22 protein-coding genes are annotated in these 26,638 nt (G+C 72.0%); 17 read left to right on the top strand and 5 right to left on the bottom strand.

What is annotated here, in order from left to right:
- Positions 1–109: 109 nt before the first annotated feature.
- Genes ACQP2Y_RS00505 through ACQP2Y_RS00490 form a run of 4 tightly spaced genes read left to right on the top strand, consistent with a single transcriptional unit; the run spans position 110 to position 5,421 of the window.
- A complete protein-coding gene (locus ACQP2Y_RS00505; protein ID WP_433732415.1) occupies positions 110–1,855 on the top strand; it encodes an ABC transporter in 1,746 nt (581 codons plus the stop codon).
- Complete coding sequence (locus tag ACQP2Y_RS00500; protein ID WP_433723522.1) at positions 1,852–3,540, top strand: GTPase family protein; 1,689 nt, start codon at positions 1,852–1,854, stop codon at positions 3,538–3,540. Before ACQP2Y_RS00505 ends, ACQP2Y_RS00500 begins: the two co-directional genes overlap by 4 nt.
- A gap of 35 nt (positions 3,541–3,575) precedes the next feature.
- Positions 3,576–4,799 carry a hypothetical protein gene (locus ACQP2Y_RS00495; RefSeq protein WP_433723520.1) on the top strand — a complete coding sequence of 408 codons (1,224 nt, stop codon included), beginning with the start codon at positions 3,576–3,578 and terminating at the stop codon, positions 4,797–4,799.
- A gap of 13 nt (positions 4,800–4,812) precedes the next feature.
- Positions 4,813–5,421 (top strand): Uma2 family endonuclease, encoded by a 609-nt coding sequence (locus ACQP2Y_RS00490; RefSeq protein ID WP_433723518.1) that lies wholly within the window; start codon positions 4,813–4,815, stop codon positions 5,419–5,421.
- Positions 5,422–5,480: 59 nt separating this feature from the next.
- On the opposite strand, the gene ACQP2Y_RS00485 is transcribed toward ACQP2Y_RS00490, so the two are convergent.
- Positions 5,481–7,208 carry a hypothetical protein gene (locus ACQP2Y_RS00485; protein WP_433723516.1) on the bottom strand — a complete coding sequence of 576 codons (1,728 nt, stop codon included), beginning with the start codon at positions 7,206–7,208 and terminating at the stop codon, positions 5,481–5,483.
- A 417-nt stretch (positions 7,209–7,625) separates the two neighbouring features.
- Here ACQP2Y_RS00485 and pdhA point away from each other — a divergent pair, with 417 nt between their 5' ends.
- The 8 genes from pdhA to ACQP2Y_RS00445 all read left to right on the top strand — a co-directional run bounded on the left by pdhA (position 7,626) and on the right by ACQP2Y_RS00445 (position 19,827).
- Positions 7,626–8,765 carry a pyruvate dehydrogenase (acetyl-transferring) E1 component subunit alpha gene (pdhA, locus tag ACQP2Y_RS00480; RefSeq protein ID WP_433723514.1) on the top strand — a complete coding sequence of 380 codons (1,140 nt, stop codon included), beginning with the start codon at positions 7,626–7,628 and terminating at the stop codon, positions 8,763–8,765.
- On the top strand, positions 8,762–9,745 hold the full coding sequence (locus ACQP2Y_RS00475; RefSeq protein ID WP_433732413.1) for an alpha-ketoacid dehydrogenase subunit beta: 984 nt from the start codon (positions 8,762–8,764) through the stop codon (positions 9,743–9,745). The genes pdhA and ACQP2Y_RS00475 overlap by 4 nt, the downstream gene beginning before the upstream one ends.
- A gap of 5 nt (positions 9,746–9,750) precedes the next feature.
- Positions 9,751–11,319 (top strand): dihydrolipoamide acetyltransferase family protein, encoded by a 1,569-nt coding sequence (locus ACQP2Y_RS00470; RefSeq protein ID WP_433723512.1) that lies wholly within the window; start codon positions 9,751–9,753, stop codon positions 11,317–11,319.
- 166 nt (positions 11,320–11,485) lie between these two features.
- Positions 11,486–11,623 (top strand): hypothetical protein, encoded by a 138-nt coding sequence (locus tag ACQP2Y_RS00465; protein ID WP_433723510.1) that lies wholly within the window; start codon positions 11,486–11,488, stop codon positions 11,621–11,623.
- A gap of 300 nt (positions 11,624–11,923) precedes the next feature.
- On the top strand, positions 11,924–16,384 hold the full coding sequence (locus ACQP2Y_RS00460) for an LppU/SCO3897 family protein (protein WP_433723508.1): 4,461 nt from the start codon (positions 11,924–11,926) through the stop codon (positions 16,382–16,384).
- Between the two features lie 105 nt (positions 16,385–16,489).
- Positions 16,490–18,274: an NHL domain-containing thioredoxin family protein gene (locus ACQP2Y_RS00455; protein ID WP_433723506.1), complete on the top strand. Its 1,785-nt coding sequence runs from the start codon at positions 16,490–16,492 to the stop codon at positions 18,272–18,274.
- 52 nt (positions 18,275–18,326) lie between these two features.
- Positions 18,327–19,004: a PAQR family membrane homeostasis protein TrhA gene (gene trhA / locus ACQP2Y_RS00450; protein WP_433723504.1), complete on the top strand. Its 678-nt coding sequence runs from the start codon at positions 18,327–18,329 to the stop codon at positions 19,002–19,004.
- 7 nt (positions 19,005–19,011) lie between these two features.
- Entirely contained in the window at positions 19,012–19,827 is an 816-nt protein-coding gene (locus ACQP2Y_RS00445) for an alpha/beta fold hydrolase (RefSeq protein ID WP_433723502.1), read from the top strand.
- On the opposite strand, the gene ACQP2Y_RS00440 is transcribed toward ACQP2Y_RS00445, so the two are convergent.
- Entirely contained in the window at positions 19,809–20,165 is a 357-nt protein-coding gene (locus ACQP2Y_RS00440) for a winged helix-turn-helix transcriptional regulator (RefSeq protein WP_360546834.1), read from the bottom strand. The two genes, ACQP2Y_RS00445 and ACQP2Y_RS00440, sit on opposite strands and share 19 nt — an antisense overlap.
- A gap of 131 nt (positions 20,166–20,296) precedes the next feature.
- Between ACQP2Y_RS00440 and ACQP2Y_RS00435 the strand changes: the two genes are divergently transcribed.
- Positions 20,297–21,142 carry an SDR family oxidoreductase gene (locus ACQP2Y_RS00435; protein WP_433723499.1) on the top strand — a complete coding sequence of 282 codons (846 nt, stop codon included), beginning with the start codon at positions 20,297–20,299 and terminating at the stop codon, positions 21,140–21,142.
- A 63-nt stretch (positions 21,143–21,205) separates the two neighbouring features.
- Here ACQP2Y_RS00435 and ACQP2Y_RS00430 read toward each other — a convergent pair whose 3' ends face one another.
- Entirely contained in the window at positions 21,206–21,502 is a 297-nt protein-coding gene (locus ACQP2Y_RS00430) for a DUF6458 family protein (RefSeq protein WP_360546830.1), read from the bottom strand.
- Between the two features lie 104 nt (positions 21,503–21,606).
- Here ACQP2Y_RS00430 and ACQP2Y_RS00425 point away from each other — a divergent pair, with 104 nt between their 5' ends.
- On the top strand, positions 21,607–22,122 hold the full coding sequence (locus ACQP2Y_RS00425; protein ID WP_433723497.1) for a SixA phosphatase family protein: 516 nt from the start codon (positions 21,607–21,609) through the stop codon (positions 22,120–22,122).
- 59 nt (positions 22,123–22,181) lie between these two features.
- Here the strand turns inward: ACQP2Y_RS00425 and ACQP2Y_RS00420 are convergent, their stop codons facing one another.
- On the bottom strand, positions 22,182–24,035 hold the full coding sequence (locus tag ACQP2Y_RS00420) for an acyl-CoA dehydrogenase (protein ID WP_433723495.1): 1,854 nt from the start codon (positions 24,033–24,035) through the stop codon (positions 22,182–22,184).
- 260 nt (positions 24,036–24,295) lie between these two features.
- On the opposite strand from ACQP2Y_RS00420, the gene ACQP2Y_RS00415 reads away from it, so the two are divergent.
- Complete coding sequence (locus ACQP2Y_RS00415) at positions 24,296–24,484, top strand: hypothetical protein (RefSeq protein WP_433723493.1); 189 nt, start codon at positions 24,296–24,298, stop codon at positions 24,482–24,484.
- Here ACQP2Y_RS00415 and ACQP2Y_RS00410 read toward each other — a convergent pair.
- Positions 24,481–25,608 carry a PP2C family protein-serine/threonine phosphatase gene (locus tag ACQP2Y_RS00410; protein WP_433723491.1) on the bottom strand — a complete coding sequence of 376 codons (1,128 nt, stop codon included), beginning with the start codon at positions 25,606–25,608 and terminating at the stop codon, positions 24,481–24,483. The two genes, ACQP2Y_RS00415 and ACQP2Y_RS00410, sit on opposite strands and share 4 nt — an antisense overlap.
- 101 nt (positions 25,609–25,709) lie before the next feature.
- Between ACQP2Y_RS00410 and ACQP2Y_RS00405 the strand changes: the two genes are divergently transcribed.
- Together ACQP2Y_RS00405 and ACQP2Y_RS00400 are read left to right on the top strand one after the other, a co-directional pair.
- The gene (locus ACQP2Y_RS00405) at positions 25,710–26,258 is read left to right on the top strand and encodes a phosphoribosyltransferase (protein ID WP_433723489.1); all 549 of its coding nucleotides are present in this window, start codon (positions 25,710–25,712) and stop codon (positions 26,256–26,258) included.
- A gap of 65 nt (positions 26,259–26,323) precedes the next feature.
- Positions 26,324–26,629 (top strand): SCO4225 family membrane protein, encoded by a 306-nt coding sequence (locus ACQP2Y_RS00400; protein ID WP_433723487.1) that lies wholly within the window; start codon positions 26,324–26,326, stop codon positions 26,627–26,629.
- Positions 26,630–26,638: the final 9 nt, after the last annotated feature.

Genomic DNA, 26,638 nt, shown 5'->3' with positions numbered 1-26,638 from the left:
GACGGCCGGCAAGGACAAGGCTGCCCCGGTCACCGAGCCGGTTCCGGCCGACGGCGGGGTCAAGGACGATGTGCCGATCTCGCGCTCCCGGCCCAAGGACCTCGCCGCGGTGCTCGCGCCCGTTCCGCCCGTCGAGCCGCCGCCCGCTGTCGGGGATCTCGCCGTCGCCCTCTCCAAGCTGCGCGCGGCAATCGGCGGGACCCCGTACCCCCTGGTCATGCCCTCCGCCGAGGAGGCCAAGCGGATCGGCGCCGCGCTGGTCGCCCAGCTCGACGACTACCTGTTGCCGCGCCTCGCGCGGCTCGACGCGCCGCTGCTGGTCGTGGTCGGCGGCTCCACCGGCGCCGGCAAGTCCACCCTGGTCAACAGCCTGGTCCGGGCGCCCGTCACCAAGGCCGGCGTGCTGCGCCCGACGACCCGTTCGCCGGTGCTGGTCAGCCATCCGTCCGATTCGCCGTGGTTCCGCAACGGCGATCTGCTGCCGGGGCTGACGCGTACCGCGGAGAGCTCGACGGATCCGCAGACGCTGCAGCTGGTCTCCGCGACGGCGCTCGGTCCTGGTCTGGCTTTTCTGGACGCGCCGGACATCGACTCGGTGGTCGACCGCAACCGGCAGCTCGCCGCGCAACTGCTGGCCGCCGCTGACTTGTGGCTCTTCGTCACGACGGCGGCTCGCTACGCTGACGCCGTACCGTGGGAGCTGCTGACCACCGCGCGGCTGCGCGGCACCGTGATCGCCCTGGTCCTGGACCGGGTGCCGGCCGAGGCGGCCGGCGAGATCTCCGCCCACCTGGCCGAGATGCTCACCGACCGCGACATGGGCGCCGCGCCGATCTTCGTGCTGCCGGAGTCCATCCTGGAGGGCAGCGGCCTGCTGCCGGAGGACGTCACCCGGCCGCTGCACGACTGGTTCGCGCAGCTCGCGGCCGACAGCAACGCGCGGGCGGCCGTGGTCAAGCAGACGCTCGACGGAGCGCTGGCCGCGCTGGGCCCGGCGGTGGCCGGGCTGGCCGAGGCCGCCGACGAGCAGGCGACCGCCGCGAAGGCCCTGGACGAGCGGGTCACCGCGGCGTACCGCACGGCCCGCCGGACCATGGAGGACGGCCTGCAGGACGGCCGGCTGTTGCGCGGCGAGGTGCTGGCCCGCTGGCAGGAGTTCGTCGGCACCGGTGAACTGCTGCGCACCCTGGAGTCGCGGGTCGGCCAGCTCCGCGACAAGATCGTCGCGGCGGTCACCGGCCGCCCGGCGCCCGGACGCAACCTGCAGGCGGCGCTGGAGTCGCAGCTCGCCCTGCTGCTGCGCGGGGTCGCTTCGGACGCGGCCGAGCAGGCGTACGCGGCCTGGCAGGCGCACCCGGCCGGAGTCGCGCTGCTCGAGCCGGGCCTGCAGAAGCCCTCGCCCGACCTGCCGCAACGCGCCGAGCGGGTGATCCGCGACTGGCAGCAGTTCGTGCTCGAGCTGGTCCGCAGCGAGGCCGGCGACAAGCGGGTCGTGGCCCGCGGCGCGGCGTACGCGGTCAACGGCATCGGCCTGACCGTGATGATCGCGGTGTTCACCTCGACCGCCTTCATCCCGACCGGCGCCGAGCTGGCCGTCGGCGCGGGCACCACCGTCGCGGCGCAGAAGGTGCTGGAAGCGATCTTCGGGGACCAGGCGATCCGCACTCTGGCCACCCGGGCCCGCGAGGAACTCATCAAACGCGTTAACGTGCTGCTCGACGCGGAAGCGGCCCGGTTCACGGACCGCACCGCAGCCGTGGGCCTCGAGCTGCAACCGGGGGCCACGCTGCGGCAGGCCGCGGCCGATGTGGAGCGGTCCAGGGAGGAAGTCGCGTTGACCGGGTCGCCGTCATGAGCCTCGTGGAGCGGGTCAAGCACGCGCTGACCGGCGACGACCGGGTGGACGCCGAGCAGCTCGTCGCCCGGCTGGACGCCCTGCAGCGTTTCCTGCGGGTCACCGACCCGTACCTGCCCGACAACGACCTGGTCGCCGCGCACACCCTGGTCGAGCGGGCCGGCAGCCGGCTGGCCCTGTCGCAGGACCACACCGTGGTGGCGCTGGCCGGCAGCACCGGCAGCGGCAAGTCCAGCCTGTTCAACGCCCTGGCCCGGCTCAAGCTCTCGCCGGTGGGCGTACGCCGGCCAACGACCGGTGTCGCGCACGCCTGCGTCTGGGGTCCGCTCGAGCCGGCGAACAGGCTGCTCGACTGGGTCGGCGTGCTGCCCCGGCAGCGCTTCATCCGGGAGAGCGCCCTCGACGGCGACGACGAGGCCGCCCTGCGCGGGCTGGTGCTGCTCGACCTGCCCGACTTCGACTCCGTCGAGCGCGGCCACCGGCTCGAGGTGGACCGGCTGCTCGGCCTGGTCGACCAGGTGGTCTGGGTGGTCGACCCGCAGAAGTACGGCGACCGCGTCCTGCACAACGCCTACCTGCGCCAGTTCAAGCAGCACAGCGACATCACCATCGTGGTGCTGAACCAGGCGGACCGGCTCTCCCCGTCGGACACCGAGATCGTCGTCACCGACCTCAAGCGGCTGCTCGACGAGGATGGGCTGAACGGCGTACCGGTGCTGGCGACATCGGCCAAGCAGCCGGGCATGCTGACCGAGCTGCGCGAGGCCCTGGAGAAGACGGTCGCCGAACGGCAGGCCGCGCTGCGCCGCCTCGCCGGTGACCTGGATGTGGTGGCCGAGCAGCTGGCCACGACGATCGGCCCGCCGGCCGCCGAGGACGAGGTGGACCGGGCGACCGTACGCCAGCTCAGCGACGCCCTCGCCGCGTCCGCCGGCGTCCCCGCCGTGGCCGCCGCGACCGCGAGCGCCTACCGCCACCGGGCGATCGCCAGCACCGGCTGGCCGCTGGTGCGCGGCGCCCGCAAGCTGCGCCCGGACCCGCTCAAACGCCTGCACCTGTCCACCGACAAGCCGGACGCTGCGGAGACGGCGATCGAGGCGGCTCCGGTGTCCCGGACCTCCCTGCCGGAAGCGGACGCGGCCCAGAAGTCGGCGGTCGGCCTGTCCGTCCGTGCCGTCGCTGCCCGGGCCGCCGCGCCGATCCCGCAGGTGTGGGCCCCGGCGCTGAGCACGGCGTCCCGGTCCCGGCTCGGTGACCTACCCGACGCGCTGGACCGGGCGGTGGCCAGGACCGACCTCGGGATGAGCCGCAAGCCGATCTGGTGGACCGTGGTCGGCCTGCTGCAATGGCTGTTCACCATCGCGGCGGTGGTCGGCCTCGGCTGGCTGATCGCCGGGTACGCCGTCCGTGTCCTGGGCCTGCCCGCGTTCGACAACCCGAAGGTCGGCGATGTGCCGCTGCCGACGTTGCTGCTGCTCGGCGGCCTCCTGCTCGGTGCCCTGCTGGCTGTGCTGATCCGGCCGATCGTCAACCTGGGCGCGAGACGCGCCGGCCGGCGCGCCGAGCAACGCCTGCGGGGGTCGGTCACCGAGGTGGCCCGCGAATACGTCGTGGCGCCGGTCCGCGAGGTGCTGAACGGGTACGCACAGGCACGTGAAGCCCTGACGGTCGTCCGTTCGGAATAGGTCCGGCGAGCGCCCGGACGGGTAGGCTCGGCGGCATGGCGGCACCCCAGACTCCATACGACGCGGTCCTGCACGCGGCCCGCGACGTGGCGAAGCTCGACTGCGCCCTGGACGCCGAGATGCTGGGCACCGCACTCCTGGGCAGCGTGTACGCCGTGGCGGTCACCGACCGCGCCGCGGCGGTCCGGGAGTTCGTCGGCCAGTTCCTCGGCGCCACCACCCGGCGGCGCACCGCGTCGGCGACGACGATCCGCGAGGTCTTCGCGGCCCTGGTGCCGGACGCGGAGGGAGCGGCCGCCGTGCGCCCCGGCGCCCAGGCCCCGGCCTGGACGGAACAGCTCGGCAAGGTGCGCCCGACCGGCTGCTACGCGTACGGCGACGTGTACGGCGACCAGACGTCCTATCTGGTCACCTTCGCCTACGACGACGCCGAGCTCGGTGGCCCGGAGCACGCGGTCGTCGCCCTGGTCGACCACAACATCGGCATCACCAAGGACGTCTTCGTCGGCGGCCCGGCCGAACGCATCCTGGGCCAGGTCCGGGAGATGTGCGCGGGCGACGAGCTGACCTGGTTCCGCGAGGAGGACCCGGGCCGGCTCCGCGGCGAGGTCGGCAAGCACCTGGAGATCACCGACGGGCTCAGCGACCTGCCGGCGGACGGCAACCTGGCCACTGATCGCGCCCTCGCCACAGCCCGGCTGGCCCTGCTGCCGGCCACGACGGTCCCGCCCCTGGCCGAGCCGCCCGAGCTGAGCGCCCCGGACCGCGAACGCCTGCTCCGCGACTTCCTGTCCTCACCGGAGGCGGCCCGCTTCGCCCTCGGCGACGTGTCAGCCGACGACGAGCTGGCGTCGCTGCATTTCTGCCTGAGTCTGCTGCTGGACCACGCGGCCAGCCTCCCGGAGCCGAACCCGCTGCGCTGGAGCCCGGCGGTGGCCGGCCTGTTCCTGCTCGACTGGGTGCACCGGCGCGCAGTCCTCGACATGGACGACGCGGCGATGCTCCCCCGGGTGACCCGGGCCTGGTCGGCGTACGCAACCCGCAAGCGCGGCCTCCCGGCGGCAGCGGCGGAGCAGACGGACACGGTGGTCGAGGAAATGATCCCGGAGTTCGCCCGCCTGTACGCAACAGGAGAGAAGCGCAGCCCGGCAACGGCGGCGGTGGCGCAGCTGATCTCGGAAGGCGTCGACCCGAACGACGCGGAAGCCATCGACGCCTGGATCGAAACCAACCGCCACCGCCTCACCGACGACTCCTGATCAGGGCGCTGGGATGACAGCAGCGTTGTCGGGATTAGGCCGACCTGACATCTATGGCTACACAACGGCGGATCTGCATGCACTGCACGACAATCGGCGACGTTGGGAGCTGATCGACGGCAGCCTCATCGTTTCGCCCGCCACGACCATCGATCACAACACCGTCGCTAGGTGGATAGCGAACATCCTGTGGGACTCGAACCCGTCGAACGAGTTCGTCATCGGGACCGATCAGTCGGCCACCATCGACGATCACAACGAGCCCAGACCAGATGTCATCGTCGCGCCGGCCGATTATCTGCAGCAGTCGCCGTTCCCCATTGAAGGGGCGCAACTCGTGGTCGAGGTCGTCTCTCCCACGTCGGTGCTGCGGGACACCGAAACCAAGCGGGCGCTCTACGCCCGGGCCGGCGTGCCCGCCTACGGGATCATCGTCCCGGACGCCGACAAGCCGACCATCTCCCTGGCCGAGCTGGTCCTGGACGAGCAGGCCGGACAGTATGCCTTCGCCACGCACTACACGACCGAGGTCTTCGAGACCCGTACGCCGTGGCCGATCCGCGTCGACCTGCCGCAGCTGATCGCCCGCCGGGCCCGCATGATGCGGATCGACCCGCAGTAGCCGCTGTTCGGCCCGCCTCGCCCGGCGAACCTCCACGTCGCCGGGTGAGGGCGGGCCTTTCACCAGCCGTTCTGCTGGTGGTCCTGGTTCTCCTGCTGCTGCTCCAGGTGGTGACGGCCCACCCGGGAGCTGCGGTGGTGCGCGCCCGTGCGGTCGTCGACGCGGTGCATGCGTTCGGAGCGGTGGGAGCCGCGGTAGGCGCGGGTCGCGGTTGTGGTCTGGGTGCCGCCTTCGCCACGGTCGGCGGCGGACGGCTGGTAGCGGTGACTGTTGTGGGTGCGGTCCGCCGTGCGGGCGGGCCGGACGTTCTGCGGGCGTTCGGTCACTTCTGACCTCCGGCGGGAGTCGGATCCGGCGGCCTCGGCCGTCCGGCTGCTGATGGAACGGATGAGCTGTTCTTGCTCGGTCGACGAGCGCTTGTCGTGGCCCTTTGACCGGCGGGTGCGCTCGTGGCGGTCGGTTGCCCGGCCGCCCTTGTCACGGTGAGCGGCCGTCCGGCCGGTTCGGCCTTCGTCGTCGGCCGCCCGGTCGTTGTCACCGTCGCTGGCAGCCCGGGAGTCGTCGCGACCACGCGCTGCTTCGATGTGGACGGTGATCCGGCGACCGGCGCCCTCGCGATCGGCGGACCGACGGCGGTCGGCGAACTGACGGCGGTCGGCGGACTCGCTGCGGTCGGATGACTTGCGGCGGTCGCCGGACCGACCGCGGTCAGCGGACCCGCGGCGGTCGTCGTCACAAGCCCGATCACGCGCCCGGCCGAAGTCATCCCGGTCGCCCGCCCGATCAGCGTCGTCCTGATCACGCCCCTGGTCCGAGTCGTCCTGATCACGCCCCCGGTCGGAGTCGTCCTGATCACGGCCCCGGTCGGAGTCGTCCCGGTCGCCGGCCTGATCTGAGTCGTCCCGGTCGTGCGGCCGGTCCGGGTCGTCCTGCTGATCCGCGTGATCGTGGTGATGCGGCCGATCAGGGCGCTGGTGGTGCGAAGGCCGCCAAGAGCAGTCCGTCCGATCCCAGCACCAAGGCGGCCGAACCGGCTTCTGCGGCGGATCCGGCGTCTCCCCACCCGACGAGCCGTCCGAGTCCCCCGGCTGCTGCGGCCTGACCGGCACCGACGGCAGCACAGGCGGACGAACCGGAGCCGGCTTCCCGCCACCGGACGAGCCGGACGAGCCCGAGCCGGACGAGCCGGAGCCGGACGAGCCGGAGCCGGACCCGGACGAGCCAGACCCGGACGAGCCAGACCCGGACGAGCCAGACCCGGACGAACCGGAGCCGGACCCGGAACCCGAGCCTGACCCCGACGACCCAGGCCGCCAGGACTCCCCACGATCACCCGAAGGACTGGAAGATCCAAAGGAATTCGAGCCACGCGCCGGCGCCGCCGAGGACCCGTTGCGCGTGCTCTGGCCGTACCCCTTGCTGGTTTTGATCGGCGCGGCCGGCCGCGGCTTGGTCTTGCGCCTCTGAGCCTGGCCCTGCACCGGGCCGGAGCCGCTCGGCGAACCGGTGCCCGCCGAAGCCGTCGGCGCCGGCCGGACCGGCCCGGTCGATGCCGGCGGGATGAACGGGACGTCCATCGCGCCGGTCCGGTCGTCGTCGAGTTCGCGGGAGCCGGCGGTGATCGCCGCCAGGGTGGGCAGCGACGCGAGCCCGACCAGCATTGCCACGATGAGCACGTAGCGCCGGGTCGGGCCGGAGAAGCCCTCGGCGCTGTAGACGCCGTTGAGCCGCTTGCGCATCACCTTGATCGGCGGCACGAGCCCGTCGTCGTCCGGTTGCTCCGGCACGGCCAGCACCCCCTGCGTAAAGATCAACTTGGATCTGTCTCGACTATCGGGGTGAACGACGCATGGCCGTTCGGGCAGCGGTGAAAGTTGTCCGTTCCGACAGAAGTGATGGCACGAAAACCACTTAACCGGACAAACACGGGCACGAATGACTCCGCAAGATTTCGGATCTGTGATCGACCTGACCTGTGGCGCCACTCACGTTCTCTGCGAGGATGGGGGCGACGGCACCGCCGCCGTCGCGGCTGGACCAAGCAGCGGGACGCGGTGGGAGCCGTCACTCCCCGGCGGGGTCTGTGATCCCGCCGACCAGCCGCGCGGCAACCTCACCCGGGCCAGGCGCGGCGAACCCCAGCGGTCAGCCGCGCGGACGGGCAACACCCGCCGTGGGCGCAGAGATGAAACAGGGAGACACGGATGGCGAACGGCGAAAGCGAAGTCGGGGCAGACGCTCCGGCCGGCGGCTTCGTTCAGCTACTGACGCCCGACGGTGAGCGCATCGACAGCGTCACCACGGCGGAGGGCGTTACCTACTCGGTCGACTTCACCGACAGCGAGTACCGAGAGCTGTACCAGGACCTCGTGACGGTCCGCCGTCTGGACGCCGAGGCGACCGCCCTGCAGCGGCAGGGTGAGCTGGGGATCTGGGCCAGCCTGCTGGGCCAGGAGGCCGCCCAGGTGGGCTCCGGCCGGGCCCTGCGCCCGCAGGACATGGCGTTCCCGACCTACCGCGAGCACGGCGTGCTCTACACCCGCGGCATCGACCCGATCATGCCGTTCGGCCTGTTCCGGGGCGTCGACCAGGGCGGCTGGGACGCGAACAAGTACAAGTTCAACGGCTACACGATCGTGATCGGCTCGCAGACGCTGCACGCCACCGGCTACGCCATGGGCGTCACCATGGACGGCAAGACCGGCACTCCGGACGGGGAGGCCGTCATCGCGTACTTCGGCGACGGCGCCACCAGCCAGGGCGAGGTCAACGAGGCGTTCGTCTGGGCCGGCGTCTTCCACGCGCCGATGGTGTTCTTCTGCCAGAACAACCAGTACGCCATCTCCGAGCCGCTCGAGCGGCAGACCCGCATCCCGCTGTACCGGCGCGCGGCCGGCTTCGGCTTCCCCGGTGTCCGGATCGACGGCAACGACGTGCTGGCCACGTTCGCGGTGACCCGGGCGGCGCTCGACCAGGCCCGCAACGGTCAGGGCCCGACGCTCATCGAGGCGTACACGTACCGGATGGGTGCGCACACCAGCTCGGACGACCCGACCCGCTACCGCATCGCCAGCGAGGTCGAGTCCTGGAAGGTCAAGGACCCGATCAGCCGGCTCAAGGCGTTCCTGACCAAGCAGCAGGTCGCCGACGACACGTTCTTCGCCGAGGTCGACGAGTCGGCCCGCAAGCTGGCCCTCGACCTGCGCGAGCGGGTGCTGGCCATGCCCGACCCGCAACCGGTCACCATGTTCGACCACGTCTACCCGAACGGCTCGCCCGAGCTCGACCAGCAGCGCGCGCAGTTCGCCGCCTACGAGGCCTCGTTCGAGGGGAGCACCCACTGATGAGCGAGACGATCACCCTTGGCAAGGCCCTGAACCACGGCCTCCGCCGCGCGCTCGAGAACGACCCCAAAGTCGTCATCATGGGCGAGGACGTCGGCAAGCTCGGCGGCGTCTTCCGGATCACCGACGGCCTGCAGAAGGACTTCGGCGAGGACCGGGTCATCGACACCCCGCTGGCCGAGGCCGGCATCATCGGCACCGCGGTCGGCCTGGCCATCCGCGGCTACCGGCCGGTCTGCGAGATCCAGTTCGACGGGTTCGTCTTCCCGGCGTACAACCAGATCGTCGCCCAGGTGGCGAAGATGTACTACCGGTCGCTGGGCAAGGTGCGGGTGCCGATCGTCATCCGGATCCCGTACGGCGGTGGCATCGGCGCGGTCGAGCACCACTCCGAGTCGCCCGAGGCGTACTTCGCGCACACCCCCGGCCTCAAGGTCGTGACCTGCTCGAACCCGGCCGACGCGTACGCGATGATCCAGCAGTCGATCATCTCCGACGACCCGATCGTGTTCTTCGAGCCGAAGCGCCGCTACTGGGAGAAGGGCGTGGTCGACCTCGACGCGCCCAGCGACTTCCCGCTGCACGCGTCGCGGGTCGTGCGTGACGGTTCGGACGCCACTGTGATCGCGTACGGGCCGATGGTCCGTACCGCCCTGGACGCGGCGCAGGCCGCGGCCGAGGACGGCCGCAATCTGGAGGTCGTCGACCTGCGCACGCTCTCCCCGCTGGACCTGGGCCCGGTCTTCGAGTCCGTCCGGCGGACCGGCCGGGCCGTGGTCGTGCACGAGGCCCCCGGCAACCTCGGCCTCGGCGCCGAGATCGCCGCCCGGATCACCGAGGAGTGCTTCTACTCCCTGGAGGCGCCGGTGCTGCGGGTGACGGGCTTCGACGTGCCCTACCCGGCCGCCCGCGTCGAGGAGGAGTACCTGCCCGACCTGGACCGGGTGCTGGACGCCGTCGACCGTTCGTTCGGCTGGTGACGCCGATGTCCCGGATCAAGGAGTTCACGCTGCCCGACCTGGGCGAGGGCCTGACCGAGGGCGAGATCCTCGCCTGGCTGGTCAAGGTCGGCGACACGATCGAGCTGAACCAGCCGATCGTCGAGGTGGAGACGGCCAAGGCGGCCGTGGAGATCCCGGCCAAGTGGGGCGGGGTCGTCACGCAGATCTTCCACGAGGCCGGCACGACGGTCGAGGTGGGTGCGCCGATCATCTCGATCGACACCGATCCGGGCGCCGGCCCGGTGCCCTCCGCGGAGTCACTGGCGGCGGTCGAGATCGCCCCCGAGGAGGGCTCGGTCGAGCCGGGCATGATCGGTGGCCCGGCTCCGGGCGGCCGCACGGCCGTGCTGGTCGGTTACGGCCCGAAAACCGCAACTGCCAAACGCCGACCCCGCATCGGTACGCCCACAGCGTCGACAACCGCAGCACCGCCCGCCTCACCTCCGGCAGCTGCACCTACGCCCGTGGCCCAGCCGACCCCGGCTACCTCCCAGCCCCCAGCGGCCGCAGCACCCGCACCGCCCCAGCCCGCTCCCGTGACACCAGCTCCCGTCACACCGGCTTCCGTCACACCCGCTCCCGTGGCACCGGCTCAGCCGGCCGCGGGCGTGACAGCCCGGCCCGCCGGGCCGGTGCTCGCCAAGCCGCCGGTGCGCAAGCTCGCCCGCGATCTCGGGGTCGACCTGACCACGATCGCCGGCACGGGCCCGCTCGGCTCGATCACCCGCGACGACGTCCAGCAGGCGGCAGCGGCCCCGTCGGCGCCCGCTTCGGCGCTTGCAGAGACGGACGTCACTGAGTCGCTCGTCACCCAGCCGGCGCCCGCGTCGGCCGCGGTGTTCGACGCCTCGCGGGAGCAGCGCATCCCGATCAAGGGCGTCCGCAAGCTGACGGCCGAGAACATGGTCGCGTCGGCGTTCACCGCGCCGCACGTGACCGAGTTCCTGACCGTGGACGTAACCAGGACGATGAAGTCGCTGGAGCGGCTCAAGGCCCGGCCGGAGTTCCGTGACGTGCGGATCTCCCCGCTGCTGTTCGTGGCCAAGGCCGTGCTGCTGGCGGTCAAGCGGCACCCGATGGTCAACTCGACCTGGTCCGCGGCGACGAACGAGATCGTCGTCAAGGACTACGTCAACCTGGGCATCGCGGCCGCGACCCCGCGCGGCCTGATCGTGCCGAACATCAAGGACGCGGGCCAGCTGACCCTGCGTGAGCTGGCGGACACCCTGACTGCCCTCGTGCAAACGGCCAAGTCGGGCAAGACCCCGCCGTCCGACATGTCCGGCGGAACGTTCTCGATCACCAACGTGGGTGTCTTCGGCATCGACACGGGAACGCCGATCCTGCCGCCGGGCGAGGCAGCCATCCTGGCCTTCGGTGCGATCCGGCCGACGCCGTGGGTCCACAAGGGAAAGATCAAGATTCGCCAGGTCACCACCCTCGGGCTCTCCTTCGACCACCGGATCATCGACGGCGAACTGGGCTCGAAGTTCCTCCGCGACATCGGCGGTTTCCTGGAGGATCCAGAGGCGGCAATGCTCTCCTGGACCTGAGTTTCGTCGGCAGCCGGATTTCCCAGCCTTCGATCCTTAGGCAGGTAAGCGGGATCACCCCTCAAATCGTTGGCGGTACGTGTTCCGGCGCGGTTCAATGGAACCAGCGCCGGAACACGGCACCACAGCAACGAGGCCAGCAATGGCCCAAGGGAGTGAGCACCGCATGAGCACCATCGAGCGCATCCGCAACCGCCGCATCGCCAAGCGCAACGCCCGCGCGATCGACCGCGCGTGGAAGTCGGCGCCGACGCAGTCGATGCGGGACGAGATCGCGATCCTCAGCCAGCAGCGCATGTACTGATCACCTGCTGAGCAACACGGCACCCGACGGCCCGCCCGGTTCTCCGAGCGGGCCGCCGTCGTTCCAAAAAGGGCAATTGACCACTAAAGGTCGCCCTCCTTCGTGATTTACGACGCACCGCCACGCTCTCCACGGCGTACACCGGGATTTCTTCCGCCCGCGACGCCCGGTACGGTTGGCGACGGTCACCTGCCCGGCTCGGCCGGCCGGGCGGGGCAGTGACCGGGCGACGCCCAGCTCTGCAGGGTCGGCCGCGTCCGTGGCAAGCTGGCACGGCCGACAGTCATGGAGGAGGCGCGTATGACGTCCGAGGGCCAGCACGCCGGCCACCAGCCGGGGGCCACGTCGGGCAGCGGAGCCGACCCGTTCGGCACCGACGGCTTCCCGCCGGACGCCTTCCCACCGGACTCCGACGGTCACAAGACCGCCGACCGGGCCCCGTCGTACCCGCACGCCCAGGAATCCTTCCCGAGCGCGTACGCCCCGCCGCCGCACGCCACCCCCAACGGCGGCTCGCCGTTCGTGGTGCCCGCGGTGCCGCCGGCCGGCCAGCAGCCGGCGCCGCAGCAGCCGCCCGGCTTCCCGCCCGCCGGCTTTCCGCCGCCGCCCGGCCCCCAGTCGCCTGGCCTGCAGTCGCCCGGCTCGCAATCTCCCGGGTCGCCGCCGCCCGGCTTCCCGCCGCCGCTCACGCAGCGCGGACCCCAGCAGCCCGGGTCCCCCTCTGGACCCTCGACGCCCGGCGCCGCCACTCCGCTCGCACAGCGCGGCTCCCAGCCGCCCGCGTCGCAGTCGTCTGGATCTTCCTCGCCCGGCTTTCCGCCCCCGCTCTCCCAGCGCGGACCGCAGCAACCCGGGTCCCCGGCGTCTGGACCGTCATCGCCCGGCTTCCCGCCGCCACTCTCGCAGCGCGAGCTCCAGCCCGGGTCGCTGTCCCCCCTTTCGCAGCGTGAGCCCCAGCCTGGGTCGCCCGGCTTCCCGCCGCCGCTCTCGCAGCGCGAGCCCCAGCCCGGATCGCCGGCCTTCCCGCCCCCGCTCTCGCAGCGTGGGCCGCAGCAGCCCGGGTCTCCGGCCGCCTTCCCGCTGTCTCAGCGCGAGCCCAGTTCTCCCTCGGCACCCGACTTCCCACCACCGTCCACCGGCCAGCAGGGATCGGATCCGGCGCGGACGCCGGGCCCGGCCTTCGGCCCGGGAGCGGCCCAGTTCGCGTCGAGCTCCAGCGGCTCTGCCCGCGTGCCCGAGCCCGGCGCCCTGCCCCAGCGCCCGCCGGCCGCCGCCCAGGGCAAACCCGACTCGTTCGCCGCGCCGGAGTCCGCGTGGGCTCCCCCGCCGACGACCCAGCCGGCCGGCGCAGCTCAGGACGACCCGTTCACCCGCGCCGCCGAGCCGCACCCGTACCGCGGCGGCGGCGAGTTGCCTCAGCGTTCGCCCGGCATCGCCGGTGGACCGCTGGACGGCCCGGTCGGCGAGTTCAACGGCTTCACCCCGGCCCGCCAGCCGGCCGAGTCGGCGCCGGACGCGGCACGCCGCCCCGGTGGCTCGCCCTTCGACCGACCGGAATCGGCCCCGGCCGACCAGTCACCGTCCGGTCCGGCTGAACGGTCATCGTTCGCGCCCGCGCCCCGGGAGCCTTTCGGTGGCTCCCCGGCCGGCGAGGCCTTCGGCGCCGCCCGCTCCGACGACGACCAGCAGTCCCGCGAGCGTCCGGCGGGGATGTCGGCTTTCGGTGACCAGCGGGTCCGCGTTCCCGGCGCGACTCTGACCGGCCTGCCGGACGCACCGCCCGCCGGCGGGGACAACGACGCTTTCCCCGGCCGTAGCGGCGGCGAGAGCAGCGGCCTGCCTTCTCGCGGTGGCAGTGAGAGCGGCGGCTTCCCGACCCGCGGCGGCAGCGAAAATGGCAGCCTGCCTACTCGTGGTGGCGCTGAGAGCGGCGGCTTCCCCACCCGCGGAGGCGGCGAAAGCGGCGGCTTCCCCACTCAGGGTGGCAGCGAAAGCGGCGGCTTCCCCACCCGCAGCGGCAGCGAAAGCGGCGGCTTCCCGACCCGCGGTGGCTCCGGCAACGGCAGCTTCCCGATCCGGGGCGCCGGCGCCCGCGGCGGCGACAGCCCCGCCCGCAGTGACGGCGCCTTTTCCGCCCGCGGCGACTCTTTCGCAGCCCGCAGCGACGCCGATGACATCGCCTTGCCCGCCGACAGCGGCGGCGCATTCTCCGCTCGCAGCGCCGACAACGGCTCCTTCGGTTCGCGGAGTGACGCGGACAGCGGCGCCTTCCCCTCCCGTGGCGACGGCGGCGCCTTCCCGGCCCGCGGCGAGTCCGACGGTTCCTTCCCCGCTCGCGGCGCCGCCGACAACGGTGGCTTCGGCCCCGGTAGCGGCGCTTTCTCCGCACGTAACGCCGCCGACAACGGCACGCCGCCGAATCGTGGTGGCGCCTTCCCCGCAGGTGGAGACGACGACGTGGACAGCGAAGGCTTCCCCGGTGGAAGTCGCCCCGACAGCAACCCCTTCCGCGACGGCTCGTTCCGCCGCGAAGGTGCCGACGGCGACTTCCCCGCACCGATCCGCAGCGCTTCCGACCGCCCGGGTGACGGTGACGACCAGTCGCCGTTCGCCCGTCCCGAGGCCGGCCGCTTCGACGCTGACCAGCCGCCGGACGGGCCCGGCGGCAACGGCTACGCCCAGCGCATCCCCGGCGCGTCCTTCGCGGCGGCCGGTCCGCCCGACGCCGTTCGCCCCGAGAGCGGCAGCGGCGGATATCCCCAGCGTGTCCCGGGCGCCTCGCTCGGCAGCATCGGTTCGCCGGTAGCAGCCGAGCCCCGCAACGCCGCAGCCGTCCCGCAGCCGCGGGACCCCGCCGAGCGCCCCGAATCCGGCGAGCCGCCCGCGGCCGGTCCGGCCAAGGGCACCGCACGTCCGGTGTCGGCCAGTGCCTCCGTGCCCGTGGCGAGCCGGGTGGCTCCGCCCGCGGACGCCGAGGAAGTGCCCCCGCCGGCCGCAGCGAGCCCGCAGCCGCGCGTCTACGGTCGTCCGGCCCCGGTCGACGAGCCCGCGCCGCAGTCGCCGTACCAGGACGAGGATCAGCCGGTCAGCGGCGCGTTCGGCGCGGCACCCACCTCGGGTGCCCGCGAGTCCGCGCCGACCTCCGGCGCCTACGGCCAGCCCCCGGAGAATCCTTACGCCCGCCCGGCCGACGGTACCTACGGCAAGCCGCCCGCGAGCCCCTTCGCGCCGCAGACCGACGGCAGCTACGGCACGCCGCCCGCGAGCCCGTTCGCCCCTCCGGCCGACAACCTCTACGCCAAGCCGGTCCCCGCAGACAACCCCTACGCCAAGCCGGTCCCCGCGGACGGCACCTACGGTGCGCCGGCATCTGCCGACGGCACTTATGGGAAGCCGGCGACGGCAGACGGCACGTACGGCACGCCCGCGCCCGCTGACGGCACCTACGGGCGCCCGTCCGAGGCCCCGTTCGGCACCCGGCCGTCGTCCGGCGCATCCCCGTTCGGGGACGGCCAGAGCGACCGGCCCGGCGGCCTCAGCGACCGGCCCAGCGGCCAGGACGACCGGCCCGGCACCCAGGGAGACTGGCCCGGCAGCCTGAGCGACCGGCCCGGCGATCAGAGCGACCGCCCAGGCAGCCAGGGAAGCTGGCCCGGCGGCCAGGACGACCGCCCCGGCAGCCAGGGGAACTGGCCCGGCGGCGCCCAGGGCGAGCGGCCCGGCCAGGACGACCCGTTCGCTGTCCGTCCGTCCTCGGGCGCGTTCGGCGCACCCCCGGAGCACGGCGGCCCCTCAACGGATTCCGGCGCCCCCGAAGCAGCCCCGACGTCCGGTGCGTTCGGCGCCGCGCCCACCTCCGGCGGCGCCCAGCCGCCCGGTCGCGCCTCGGGCCGGGCTTCGGCCAGCGCCCGGGTCAGCCCGCCCGGCCAGCCGTTCGCACCGGCCTCGCCCGCTCCCGGCCAGGTGCCGGATCCGCGGGCCGCCGCGGCCCAGTTCACCGAGTTCACCACGGACATCGCCGGTCGCGGCCGGTCCGGTCAGCCGGACCAGCCGGGCGCAGTGCCCGGCAACCCGGCCGCCCGCACCACGCCGCCGGACCACTACAGCGAGAACACCACGGACGTGTCGGGCCGCGGGCAGGGTTCCGAGCAGCCGTACGTTCCGGCGCCCGCACTGCCGTCCATGCACGCCGCCCCGCCGCTGGAGAACGGCTTCCCGCCCGCGCCGGCGCCGGATGCCACCCAGCCGTTCGGGGACCGGCCGCGGATGGGTGGTGTCTTCCCGGGGCCGGCCAGCCGGGCCACGGTGACGCCGCCCGGCCCGGAGCAGACCGCGGCCTGGCCCGGACGGCCCGAAGGGGACCCTGACCAGGGCCGGTTCGACTCGTTCAAGGCGGATGCGCCGGAGATCGTGCCGACCGAGGTGGCCAAGCCGGAGACGCCGCATGTCCGGATGCTGCCGGTGATCCTCGGGGTCATCCTCGGCGCCGGCCTGATCGTCGGTCTGACGCTGGGCGTGACCTGGCTGATCGCCCGGGGTTCGCACGACGGCGGCAACGCCGGCTTCTCGGTGAGCGCCGGTGACTGCGTCAAGCGCAACGGCAATGAGGCGGTCACCGCCAACTGCAGCGATGCCGGGTCGTTCGAGGTGACGGCGATCGTCGACACCAAGGAGCAGTGCCCGGACCCGAATCAGCCGTACGTGGTCAACCCGACCGACAACGGCCGCAGCCAGGTGCTCTGCCTGAAACCACGCCCCTGACGAAAGCCGCGGCCTGACGACACGCCGCGGCTCTGATGGTGTGACGTGCGCGAAGCGCGGCCACCCCGGACCTGGGGTGGCCCGCGCGTCGGGCACGATGGGTTCATGACCGCGCGCGTACGGGCCCCCGAGCTGCGGGGCCGGGGCTGGCTGAACACCGGTGGCCGTTCTCTGACCCTGGCCGACCTGCGCGGCAAGGTGGCGATCCTCGATTTCTGGACGTTCTGCTGCATCAACTGCCTGCACGTCCTGGACGAGCTGCGCCCCCTCGAGGAGAAGTACGGCGACGTCCTCGTCATCATCGGCGTGCACTCGCCGAAGTTCGAGCACGAGCGGGACCCGGCCGCCCTGGCTGCGGCCGTCGAACGGTACGGCGTGCACCACCCCGTCCTGGACGACGCCGACATGCACATGTGGCAGCAGTACGCCGCCAAGGCCTGGCCCACTCTCTCGGTGATCGACCCCGAGGGTTACGTCGTCGCCTCGATGGCCGGCGAGGGTCACGCCGAGGGCCTGACGCGCCTGCTGGACGAGCTGATCGCCACCCACGAGGCGAAGGGCACGCTGCACCGCGGCGACGGCCCGTACGTGCCGCCGGCCGCCCCCGACACCCTGTTGCGTTTCCCCGGCAAGGCCATCGAGCTGCCGAACGGAAACCTGCTCGTCTCCGACTCGGCCCGCCACTCGCTGGTCGAGCTGACCGCTGACGGCGAGTCGCTGGTGCGCCGGTTCGGCACGGGTGAGCGTGGCCGCACCGACGGCCCGGCCGAGGTCGCGAGCTTCTCCGAGCCTCAGGGCCTCTGCCTGCTCCCTGCGGGCACCGCCGACTACGACGTGGTCGTCGCCGACACGGTCAACCATCTGCTGCGCGGCCTGCGGCTGGAGACCGGCGAGGTCATCACCGTGGCCGGCACCGGCCGGCCGTGGCGGTCCGCGGCCGACGACGGGGTGGCGCTCTCCTCGCCCTGGGACGTGGCCTGGTTTGAGGGTCAGATGATCGTCGCGATGGCCGGCATCCACCAGCTCTGGTGGTTCGACCCGGCCACCGGCGGCTCCGGCGTGTACGCGGGCACCACCGTCGAAGCCCTGCGCGACGGCAAGCTCCCCGACGTGTGGATGGCGCAGCCCTCGGGCCTGTCCGCGGCCGGTGACCGGCTCTGGATCGCCGACAGCGAGACGTCGGCGCTGCGCTGGGTCGAGGCCGGTGAGCTGCACACCGCCGTCGGGCAGGGCCTGTTCGACTTCGGCCACGTGGATGGGCCGGCCGCCGAGGCGTTGCTGCAGCATCCGCTGGGGGTGTGCGGGTTGCCGGACGGCTCGGTGCTGGTCGCCGACACCTACAACGGTGCTGTCCGGCGTTTCGATCCGGCCACCGGCGAGGTGTCCACGGTGGATTCCGGTCTGAGCGAGCCGAGCGACGTTCTGCTCACCCGGGCCGGCGAGGTGTTCGTGGTCGAGTCCGGCGCCCACCGCCTGGTGCGGCTCGCGCCGGGCGCGGTCCGTACGGTCGCCGGCGAGCGACACCGCACCGAGCGCCCGCCGTCGTCGCTGGCCCCGGGCGAGGTGACCTTGGATGTGGTCTTCACCCCGGCCCCGGGTCAGAAGCTGGACACGTCGTTCGGCCCGTCGACCCGCCTGGTGGTTTCCGCCTCGCCGCCGGAGTTGCTCCTGGAGGGCGAGGGCACGTCCACCGATCTGTCCCGTCGCCTCGTGCTCAACCCGGCGGTCCCCAAGGGCATCCTGCAGGTGGTGGCGCAGGCTGCCACCTGTGACGCAGACGTGGAGCATGCCGCCTGCCACCTCACCAGGCAGGACTGGGGAGTCCCGGTGCTGGTGGAGCCGGGTGCGGCGGCCCGGCTGCCGCTGATCCTTCGCGGCCTGGACAGCTGAGGTGAGCCGCTTCACTACCCGCCAGTAACCTACGGTGCCGTAGCCTGGAGCCGTGACGACCGAAGCCCCGTTCCAGATGAAGCCTGCCGACATCGGCAAGCCGCGTTTGCGCGGCCGGCTGCACCAGTACGCGTTCTTCGTCGCGTTGATCTGCGGCGTTGTGCTCTGTTCGTTCGCCGCGACCCGTCCCGGCATCGCGCCCTTCGTGAGCACCCTGATCTACAGCATCACGGTGTGCGGTCTCTTCGGCATCAGCGCGCTCTACCACCGCCGCCAGTGGGGTGAGCGCGGCTACCAGATCATGCGGCGCCTGGACCACTCGATGATCTTCATCTTCATCGCGGGCACCTACACGCCGTTCTGCGTCCTGCTGCTGGAGCGCGACAAGGCGACTCTGCTGCTCACCCTGATCTGGGCCGGTGCCGTGGGTGGCGTGGCCCTCAAGAGCATCTGGCCGCACCTGCCCCGCTGGGTCGGCGCGCCGCTCTACCTGGCGCTGGGCTGGGGCGCGGTGGCCATCCTGCCGGACATCCTGCACAACGGCGGCGTGGCCGACCTGGTGCTGCTGGCGGCCGGCGGAGTCATCTACAGCGCCGGCGCGGTCTTCTACGCCATGCGCCGCCCGAACCCATGGCCGGACGTCTTCGGCCACCACGAGTTCTTCCACGCCTGCACCCTGCTGGCCGGCCTCTGCCATCACATCGCGATCTACTTCGCCCTCTACGCATAGGGGCCCTATGGAATTCGACCTCAAGCTCGGCGACGGCCGCACCCTGCACGCGTACGACACGGGTGGGGACGGCACGCCGGTCTTCTGGTTCCACGGCACCCCGAATCTCGGCGCGCCGCCCGTACCGCTGATGCGCGACGGGATCCGCTGGCTCTCGTACGACCGGCCGGGTTACGGCGGCTCCACCCCCCGCCCGGACCGGGACATCGCATCCGCGGCCGAGGATGTCGCGGCCGTCGCGGACGAGCTCGGCCTCGACCGCTTCGCCGCCATGGGCCACTCCGGTGGTGGCCCGCACGCCATGGCCTGCGCCGCCCTGCTGCCGGGCCGCATCACCGCAGTGGCGACGCTCTCCGGGCTGGCTCCCTACGGCGCTGAGGGGCTGGCCTGGTTCGCCGGGATGGCCCCCTCCAGCCTCGCCTCCCTGCGCGCGGCGGCCCAGGGCCGGGCCGCCAAGGAGCACCACGAGGCCACGGTCACCGACGCCGAGCCCGGCTTCACCGATCGCGACCAGGCCATGTTCGCCGGCGAGTGGTCCTGGATCCTGGACGTGGTGCACCCGGCGCTGGCCGCCGGCCCGGCCGCGCTGATCGACGATGATCTGGCCTACGTCGCGCCGTGGGGCTTCGATCCGGCCACCATCACGGCTCCGCTGCTGATCGTGCACGGCGGCGCGGATCTGATGGTGCCGAGCTCACACGGCGTCTGGCTCGCCGGGCACTGTCCCACCGCCGAGCTGTGGCTGCGCCCGGACGACGGGCACATCTCGATCCTGACCTCCGCGAAAGCGGCGCTGGAGTGGCTTCAGTCCCGCGCGTCGTAGGCGTGACGGGCCTCGATCACATCCGCGATGTGCTTCTCCGCCCACTCCTGCAGCGCGTCGACCAGGCTCAGCAGGCTGCGCCCGAGTGAGGTCAGGGCGTAGTCCACGCGGGGCGGGACGACGGGATAGACCGTGCGGGTGACCAGGCCGTCGCGCTCCAGGGCGCGCAGGGTCTGGGTCAGCATCTTGGGGCTGATGCCGGAGATGCGGTGACTGAGTTCGGTGTAGCGCATCGCGCCGTCGGCCAGCGATGCGACGATCAGCACGCTCCAGGCGTCACCGATGCGGTCCAGCAGCTGACGGCTGGGGCAGTTCTTGGCGTACACGTCGGCTTCCACCAGGGAACTATCCCTCAGGTGTGTACTGCACTTCAAGGTGCTCTCTATCTCATGGGAAGTAAGCCTCGAGCTGCGCAGTTGTGCCAGGGGACGGTCGACCGGCCGTCGGAAACGCTTGTTGAGGAGTTCGCATGACCATCGTCGTCACCGGGGCCACCGGGCATTTCGGCCGCCACGCCGTCGAGTCCCTGCTCTCGCGCGGTGTGCCCGCCGACCAGATCGTGGCGATCGGCCGCAGCATCGAGAAGATCCAGGACCTCGCCGACCGTGGCGTACGCGTCCAGTACGCCTCGTACGACGAGCCGGAGTCCCTGCGCAAGGTCTTCGCGGGGGCCGACAAGCTGCTCTTCGTCTCGGCCAGCGAGCCCGGCAAGCGCATCCCGCAGCACCAGAACGTGGTCGACGCGGCCAAGGACGCCGGCATCGGCCTGATCGTCTACACCAGCGCCCCGCACGCCGACTCGTCCGGCATGATCCTCGCCACCGAGCACCTCGCCACCGAGCAGGCCCTCGCCGCGACCGGCATCCCGTCGGTCATCCTGCGCAACGGCTGGTACCTGGAGAACTACGACCTGCGCGGTGCCCTCGAGCACGGCCTGGTCGGTGCCGCCGGCGACGGCAAGCTCAGCCTGGCCACCCGGGCGGACCTGGCCGAGGCGGCGGCCGCGGCGGTGCTCGCGGACAAGCACGACAAGCAGGTGTACGAGCTGGGCGGCGAAGGCGTCACGCTGGCCGAGCTCGCCGCCGAGGTCTCCCGCCAGTCCGGCCGCGAGGTCACCTACACCAATCTGCCGCAGGACAAGTACGTCGAGTTCCTGGTCGGTGTCGGCCTGCCGGAGGGCTTCGCCGCCGTCCTGGCCGACTCGGACCACCACGCCGCCTCCGGTGCGCTCTACACCGGCACCGAGGACCTGGCCCACCTGCTCGGCCGCCCGGCCACCCCGCTGGCCGACGGGGTCCGCGCGCAGCTGGCCTGATCCAGCCTCCGGGTACGACGAAGGGAGTGCCACCGGTGCGGTGGCACTCCCTGTCGCCTGCTGTCAGGCGCCGTACGGCGGCGGGGGCGGGGGCTCGCGACGAGTGGTCTCGCGGTACTCCTGCACGACCTCACCGTCACGGTAGGCCGGGTCGTTGGTGACGACCGGCCGCTGCTGCACGGCGGCGGCGGGACGGCGGCGGCTGTTCCAGTACCAGAGCGTGATGGCCAGGCCGATGAGGCCCGCCAGCATGAGTACGTAGCCGACGACGTTGATGTCCAGACCGCTGATGTCCGCGTTGACAGCGAACGCCAGGATCGCTCCCAGCGCGAGTAGGAAAATACTTCCGCCGATGCCCATAAATGGCCTCCCATGGCTCGTGGCTGCCGCACCGAGCCGCGGCAATACGTCGATGGGGGTGTCTACCCAGGCAGCGGATTCCTCAATCAGGCAAGCTGAACAACATGACTGTGCGGACGTTGGTCCTGCTGCGGCACGCCAAGGCCGAGACCCCCGGTGAGCTGCCCGATTTCGAGCGCCGGCTCACCGAGAAGGGTGACGCCGATGCCGACGCGGCCGGCTCCTGGCTGGCCGACAAGCGGCTGCGTCCGGACCTGGTGCTGTGCTCGTCGGCGCGCCGGACGAGGCAGACCTGGCAGGGCGTTTCGGTGGCGCTCGCGCAGGCCGATCCGGAGTCGCCCAGTCCCGAGGTGCACTACGAGCAGCGGCTCTACGACGGCGGCCGCACGGAGGTCATCGATCTGCTCCGGGCCGTGCCGGACGCGGTGCGCACGGTGCTGGTCATCGGGCACAACCCCACGATGTCCGATGTGTCGATCCTGCTGCGCCCGTACGACGGAGAAGCGCCGCTGACGGCGATACGGACCGCCGGGCTGGCCGTGCACCGGGCCGAGGGGCTCTGGTCGCAGACCGAGCCGTTCACGTTGCCCCTGATCGCCGAGCACACTGCCCGCGGATAGCCGGAAGCCGGCGGACGTCATTGTCCGCCGGCTTCCGTCATCTCAGGAGGAGGTGAAGATCAGAACGCCTCTTCGGGCAGGTCCATCACGTCGAGGGTGGTGTTCTCGATGATCCGGCGGTCCGAGCCGATGCGGGGCAGCACCTCGCGGGCGAAGAACCGGGCCGCGGCGATCTTGCCCTCGTAGAAGGTCTTGTCGGCCGGGCTGACCTCGGCGCCCAGCGCCTTGAGGGAAGCCTCGGCGCCGCGCAGCAGGAGCCACGAGACGACCACGTCACCCAGGGCGAGCAGCACCCGGCGGGACGTGAGGCCGACCTTGTACAGCTCGCGGGCGTCGCCGCCCTGCACCGCCTGCAGCCAGCCCATCTGGATGCCCAGGATGGCCTGGAGCTCGCCGAGCGCCTTGCCGAGCGACGCCCGCTCGACCTTGAGCTGACCGTTGCCGGCCTCGCTGTCGATGAACTCCTGCATCTCGGTGGCGAGCGCGGCGAGGGCCTGACCCTGGTCCTTGACGATCTTGCGGAAGATCAGGTCCAGGCTCTGGATCGCCGTGGTGCCCTCGTACAGGGTGTCGATCTTGGCGTCGCGGACGTACTGCTCCAGCGGGTAGTCCTGCAGGAAGCCGGAGCCACCGAAGGTCTGCAGCGACTCGTGGCCGAGCAGCTCGTACGCCCGCTCCGAGCCGACGCCCTTGACCAGCGGGAGCAACAGGTCGTTGATCCGCTCGGCCAGCTCGGCGCCCTCCTTGTCCCCGGCGGCCTGCGCGATGTAGACCTTGTCCTGCCAGGTGGCCGTGTAGATGACCAGCGAGCGCAGACCCTCCGCGTACGCCTTCTGCAGCATCAGCGAACGGCGTACGTCCGGGTGGTGGGTGATCGTGACGCGCGGGGCGGCCTTGTTCGTGTTCTGCACCAGGTCGGCGCCCTGGACGCGGTTCTTGGCGTACTCCAGCGCGTTCAGGTAACCGGTGGAGAGGGTGGCGATCGCCTTGGTGCCGACCATCATCCGGGCGTACTCGATGATCATGAACATCTGCCGGATGCCCTGGTGCACGTCGCCGAGCAGCCAGCCCTGGGCGGGCGCGCCCTCACCGAAGGTCATCTCGCAGGTGTTGGAGACCTTCAGGCCCATCTTGTGCTCGACGTTGGTGGCGTAGACGCCGTTGCGCTCGCCCAGCTCGCCGGTCTCGGGGTCGAAGTGGAACTTCGGCACGATGAACAGCGACAGGCCCTTGGTGCCCGGGCCGCCGGCACCCTCGACGCCGACCGGGCGGGCCAGCACGTAGTGGATGATGTTGTCGCTCAGGTCGTGCTCACCCGAGGTGATGAAGCGCTTGACGCCCTCGATGTGCCACGAGCCGTCGGGCTGCGGGATGGCCCGGGTGCGGCCGGCGCCGACGTCGGAGCCGGCGTCGGGCTCGGTGAGCACCATCGTCGAGCCCCACTGCTTGTCGACGAAGAGCTTCGCCCACTTCTTCTGCTCCTCGGTGCCCTCGACGTGCACGACGTGCGCGAAGGAGGGACCGGACGAGTACATCCAGACCGGGGCGTTGGAGCCCAGGATCTGCTCGGCGATCGCCCACCACAGCGCACGCGGGGCGAGGGTGCCACCCAGCGCCTCGGGCAGGTCGAGGCGCCAGAACTCGGACGCCATGAACGCGGCGTACGACTTCTTGAAGGCCTCGGGCAGATCCGCGGTGTTGGTCGCCGGGTCGAAACGCGGCGGGTTGCGGTCGGCCTCGATGTAGCTGGCCGCGAGGTCCTCGCGAGCGAGGCGGTTGACCTCCGCGAGCACGTCGCGTGCGGTCTCGGCGTCGATGCCGTCGAACGGCGCCTGGCCGAAAGCACGATCCGCCCCGAAGACCTCGAAGAGGTTGAACTCGAGGTCGCGCAGGTTGCTCTTGTAGTGACTCATGTGTTCTTGGCCCCGCTCTCCGGACGCGAGTTACCCGTCAGTAACCACCACTGTATTACCCATGGGTAGGGCCCGACAAGTCCGCTTCGATCATTTGCTGTCCGTCGGGTTGGGGGTCAAACGTCTCCGATCAGGTGGCAACCGGGGCAACCGTTCGGTCATTTGCAAGTCGCCGCGCCGCCGGGACGTATCGACGGGCCCAGCCCGTCGTTGCTCCGGATGTACGCGACGAAACGTACGCCCGACCCGGGGAGGTCAGTATGTTCGCCACGATCAAGAGTCTGATTCCGGAGCCCCGGCAGGCGGACCAGCCACGCCACTATGTGGGACGGCACCGTCAGCCGGAGACGATCGCCGCACGCGCCGCGGTTGCCGTGGTGCCTGTGCCGGCAGCCGAAGCGCAGGCGCCGGAGACCGCGCCGGCCGAGCCGGACAAGACCGAGGACTAGCTCCCCGCGGCGCCGACTTCCCAGCTCGGCATGGCCATGGACGCGCTGCCGTCCGGGCCCGTGTACTCCAGCAGCACCAGGGCGATGTCGTCGTCCAGCTGCCCGTGCACCCAGTCGACCAGGGCGGTCTCGAGCGACGCCAGACCGTCCCCGACCGTGCCGTGACCCAGCAGCCGCCAGGCCCGGTCCGCGGTCGGGAAGAACTCGCCGTCCCGGCGCGCCTCGCCCAGGCCGTCGGTGAACAGCAGCAACCGGTCCCCCGGCTCCAGCCGCTCCACCCGGGGCCGGGCCACCGGCATGAACCCCAGGGGCGGGGCCGGCGCCGGCGGATCGAGCGCGATGACCTGCCCGCGCCGCAGCAGCAGCGGGGCCGGATGTCCACAGTTGACGATGGTCAGCGTGCCGCCCCGCTCCTCGACCAGCGCGGCGGTCACGAAGTCCTCGTCGCCCACGCTACGGGCCACCGCCCGGTCCAGATCCGTGACGATGGACCGCAGGTCGGCCCGCTCGAACGCCACGTGCCGGTACGAGCCCAGCACGATGCTGGCCAGCCGTACCGCGTCCAGGCCCTTGCCCCGCACATCGCCGATGATGATCCGTACGCCGTACGGGGTGTCCAGGGCCTCGTAGAGGTCTCCGCCGATGTCCGCCGCGGCCGACGCCGAGATGTAGCGGCCCGCGACCGCGAGGTTGCCGACCTGCGGGCCGAGCGGGCGCAGCACCGCCTGCTGCGCGACCGCCGCCAGGCGCAGCAGCTCGGCGATCCGGTTGTCCTTGCGCTGCCGGATGGTCGCGACCGCGGCGGCGATCCCGGTGGCCAGTGTGATACCGACCACGTTGACCATCCCGACGGTGTCGAAGCGTCCGTCGGTGCCGGCGAAGACCATCCCGACGATCGTCGCGATGGCGCCGACGGCGAGCACGGTCTGCCAGTAGGCGAACACGGCGGCCAGGAACGGCACGGCGGCGTAGAGCCCGACGAAGTTGGCCTGCGGGCCGTCCGCGATCTCCACGCCCGACACGACAACGAGCAGCACGAGGGCCGCGCCGAGGCCGGCGCGGGATGCTGGGCTGAGCGGGCGGCGGCCCGCCGGGAGAATCGGCATGGGTACGCCGAACAGCATGCCTGATGCACGTGGGCGGCTGCATCAACTTGACCCCTAGTCTGAGCGGGTTCTGCCCACTCGGCGCCGGGGTACCGCGCCCGCGGTGACACCATGGCGCTGTGGCATCCGACCTGCGTGACCGGCTTCGCGCCGGATTCCGTTGGACCGACCCCGGTCCGGGCACCGATCTGCTCGTCAGCGACCGCTCCGGCTGGTGGCGCGACCCGTTGGTGCTCGACGAGCTCGGTCCGGGACTGGCGGGACTTTTTCCGGACGCCACGCCCACGGTGGTGGTCTCGCCGGAGGTGACCGGCTTCCTCGTCGGCCCGCTGGTGGCCCGCGCGCTGGGGGTGGGCTTCGTGGAGGCGTACCGGGCGGGGGCGCGGCTGCCGATCGCCGAGCCGATGACGTGGGCGCGGGTGCCGGCCGATCACCGCGGTGCCGGCCAGCAGCTCGGCGTGCGTACCCGATTGGTCGGCCCGGCCGACCGGGTGCTGGTGGTCGACGACTGGGCGGTGACCGGCGCCCAGGCCCGGGGTCTGCAAGACCTGATCGCGGCGCTGGGCGCGACGTTCACCGGTACGGCGGTCATCGTGGACGAGTGCGACCCGGCGGTCGCCGCCGAGCTGAAGATCCGTGGGCTGCTCACCGGCGCGGATCTGAGCTGAGTACCGGGCCCTCCTGAGTAGCGCTACTCAGGAGAGCGCCCGGCGGCCTCACCACGATGGACCGCATGACCAATTTCTTCCTCGGCACCTGGACCACCCGCGTCTACCTATTCGCCGTCGCGGTCACCTCGGTCATCCTGCTCGGCGGAAACCTCGCCACCGGCAACCACGAGCCGTCATCGGCCGCGGTCTACCTGATCGGGCTCACCGCGCCGGTCTCGATCATCTTCGCGCCGGTCTTCCTGCTCGGCGACGGCTGGCTGGCCATCGCCATGCTGTGGCTGAGCGTCGCGGCCGGCGTCCTGCTCAACACCCTGCTGATCAACACCATCGTGGGCGAGGTCGGCCGGCTCCGCTCGCACCGCGCGTAACTCGGTGTC

This window comes from Actinoplanes sp. CA-051413 (assembly GCF_050955795.1).
GTDB lineage: Bacteria > Actinomycetota > Actinomycetes > Mycobacteriales > Micromonosporaceae > Actinoplanes.
This window is presented reverse-complemented; position numbering and strand designations above follow the sequence as displayed.

Bases quoted from the DNA above. Each gene is read 5' to 3' on its own strand.
- ACQP2Y_RS00500 (WP_433723522.1), top strand. From the start codon at position 1,852: ATGAGCCTCGTGGAGCGGGTCAAGCACGCGCTGACCGGCGACGACCGG.
- ACQP2Y_RS00495 (WP_433723520.1), top strand. From the start codon at position 3,576: ATGGCGGCACCCCAGACTCCATACGACGCGGTCCTGCACGCGGCCCGC.
- ACQP2Y_RS00490 (WP_433723518.1), top strand. From the start codon at position 4,813: ATGACAGCAGCGTTGTCGGGATTAGGCCGACCTGACATCTATGGCTAC.
- pdhA (WP_433723514.1), top strand. From the start codon at position 7,626: ATGGCGAACGGCGAAAGCGAAGTCGGGGCAGACGCTCCGGCCGGCGGC.
- ACQP2Y_RS00470 (WP_433723512.1), top strand. From the start codon at position 9,751: ATGTCCCGGATCAAGGAGTTCACGCTGCCCGACCTGGGCGAGGGCCTG.
- ACQP2Y_RS00465 (WP_433723510.1), top strand. From the start codon at position 11,486: ATGAGCACCATCGAGCGCATCCGCAACCGCCGCATCGCCAAGCGCAAC.
- ACQP2Y_RS00460 (WP_433723508.1), top strand. From the start codon at position 11,924: ATGACGTCCGAGGGCCAGCACGCCGGCCACCAGCCGGGGGCCACGTCG.
- ACQP2Y_RS00455 (WP_433723506.1), top strand. From the start codon at position 16,490: ATGACCGCGCGCGTACGGGCCCCCGAGCTGCGGGGCCGGGGCTGGCTG.
- ACQP2Y_RS00445 (WP_433723502.1), top strand. From the start codon at position 19,012: ATGGAATTCGACCTCAAGCTCGGCGACGGCCGCACCCTGCACGCGTAC.
- ACQP2Y_RS00435 (WP_433723499.1), top strand. From the start codon at position 20,297: ATGACCATCGTCGTCACCGGGGCCACCGGGCATTTCGGCCGCCACGCC.
- ACQP2Y_RS00430 (WP_360546830.1), bottom strand. From the start codon at position 21,502: ATGGGCATCGGCGGAAGTATTTTCCTACTCGCGCTGGGAGCGATCCTG.
- ACQP2Y_RS00425 (WP_433723497.1), top strand. From the start codon at position 21,607: ATGACTGTGCGGACGTTGGTCCTGCTGCGGCACGCCAAGGCCGAGACC.
- ACQP2Y_RS00420 (WP_433723495.1), bottom strand. From the start codon at position 24,035: ATGAGTCACTACAAGAGCAACCTGCGCGACCTCGAGTTCAACCTCTTC.
- ACQP2Y_RS00415 (WP_433723493.1), top strand. From the start codon at position 24,296: ATGTTCGCCACGATCAAGAGTCTGATTCCGGAGCCCCGGCAGGCGGAC.
- ACQP2Y_RS00410 (WP_433723491.1), bottom strand. From the start codon at position 25,608: ATGCTGTTCGGCGTACCCATGCCGATTCTCCCGGCGGGCCGCCGCCCG.
- ACQP2Y_RS00400 (WP_433723487.1), top strand. From the start codon at position 26,324: ATGACCAATTTCTTCCTCGGCACCTGGACCACCCGCGTCTACCTATTC.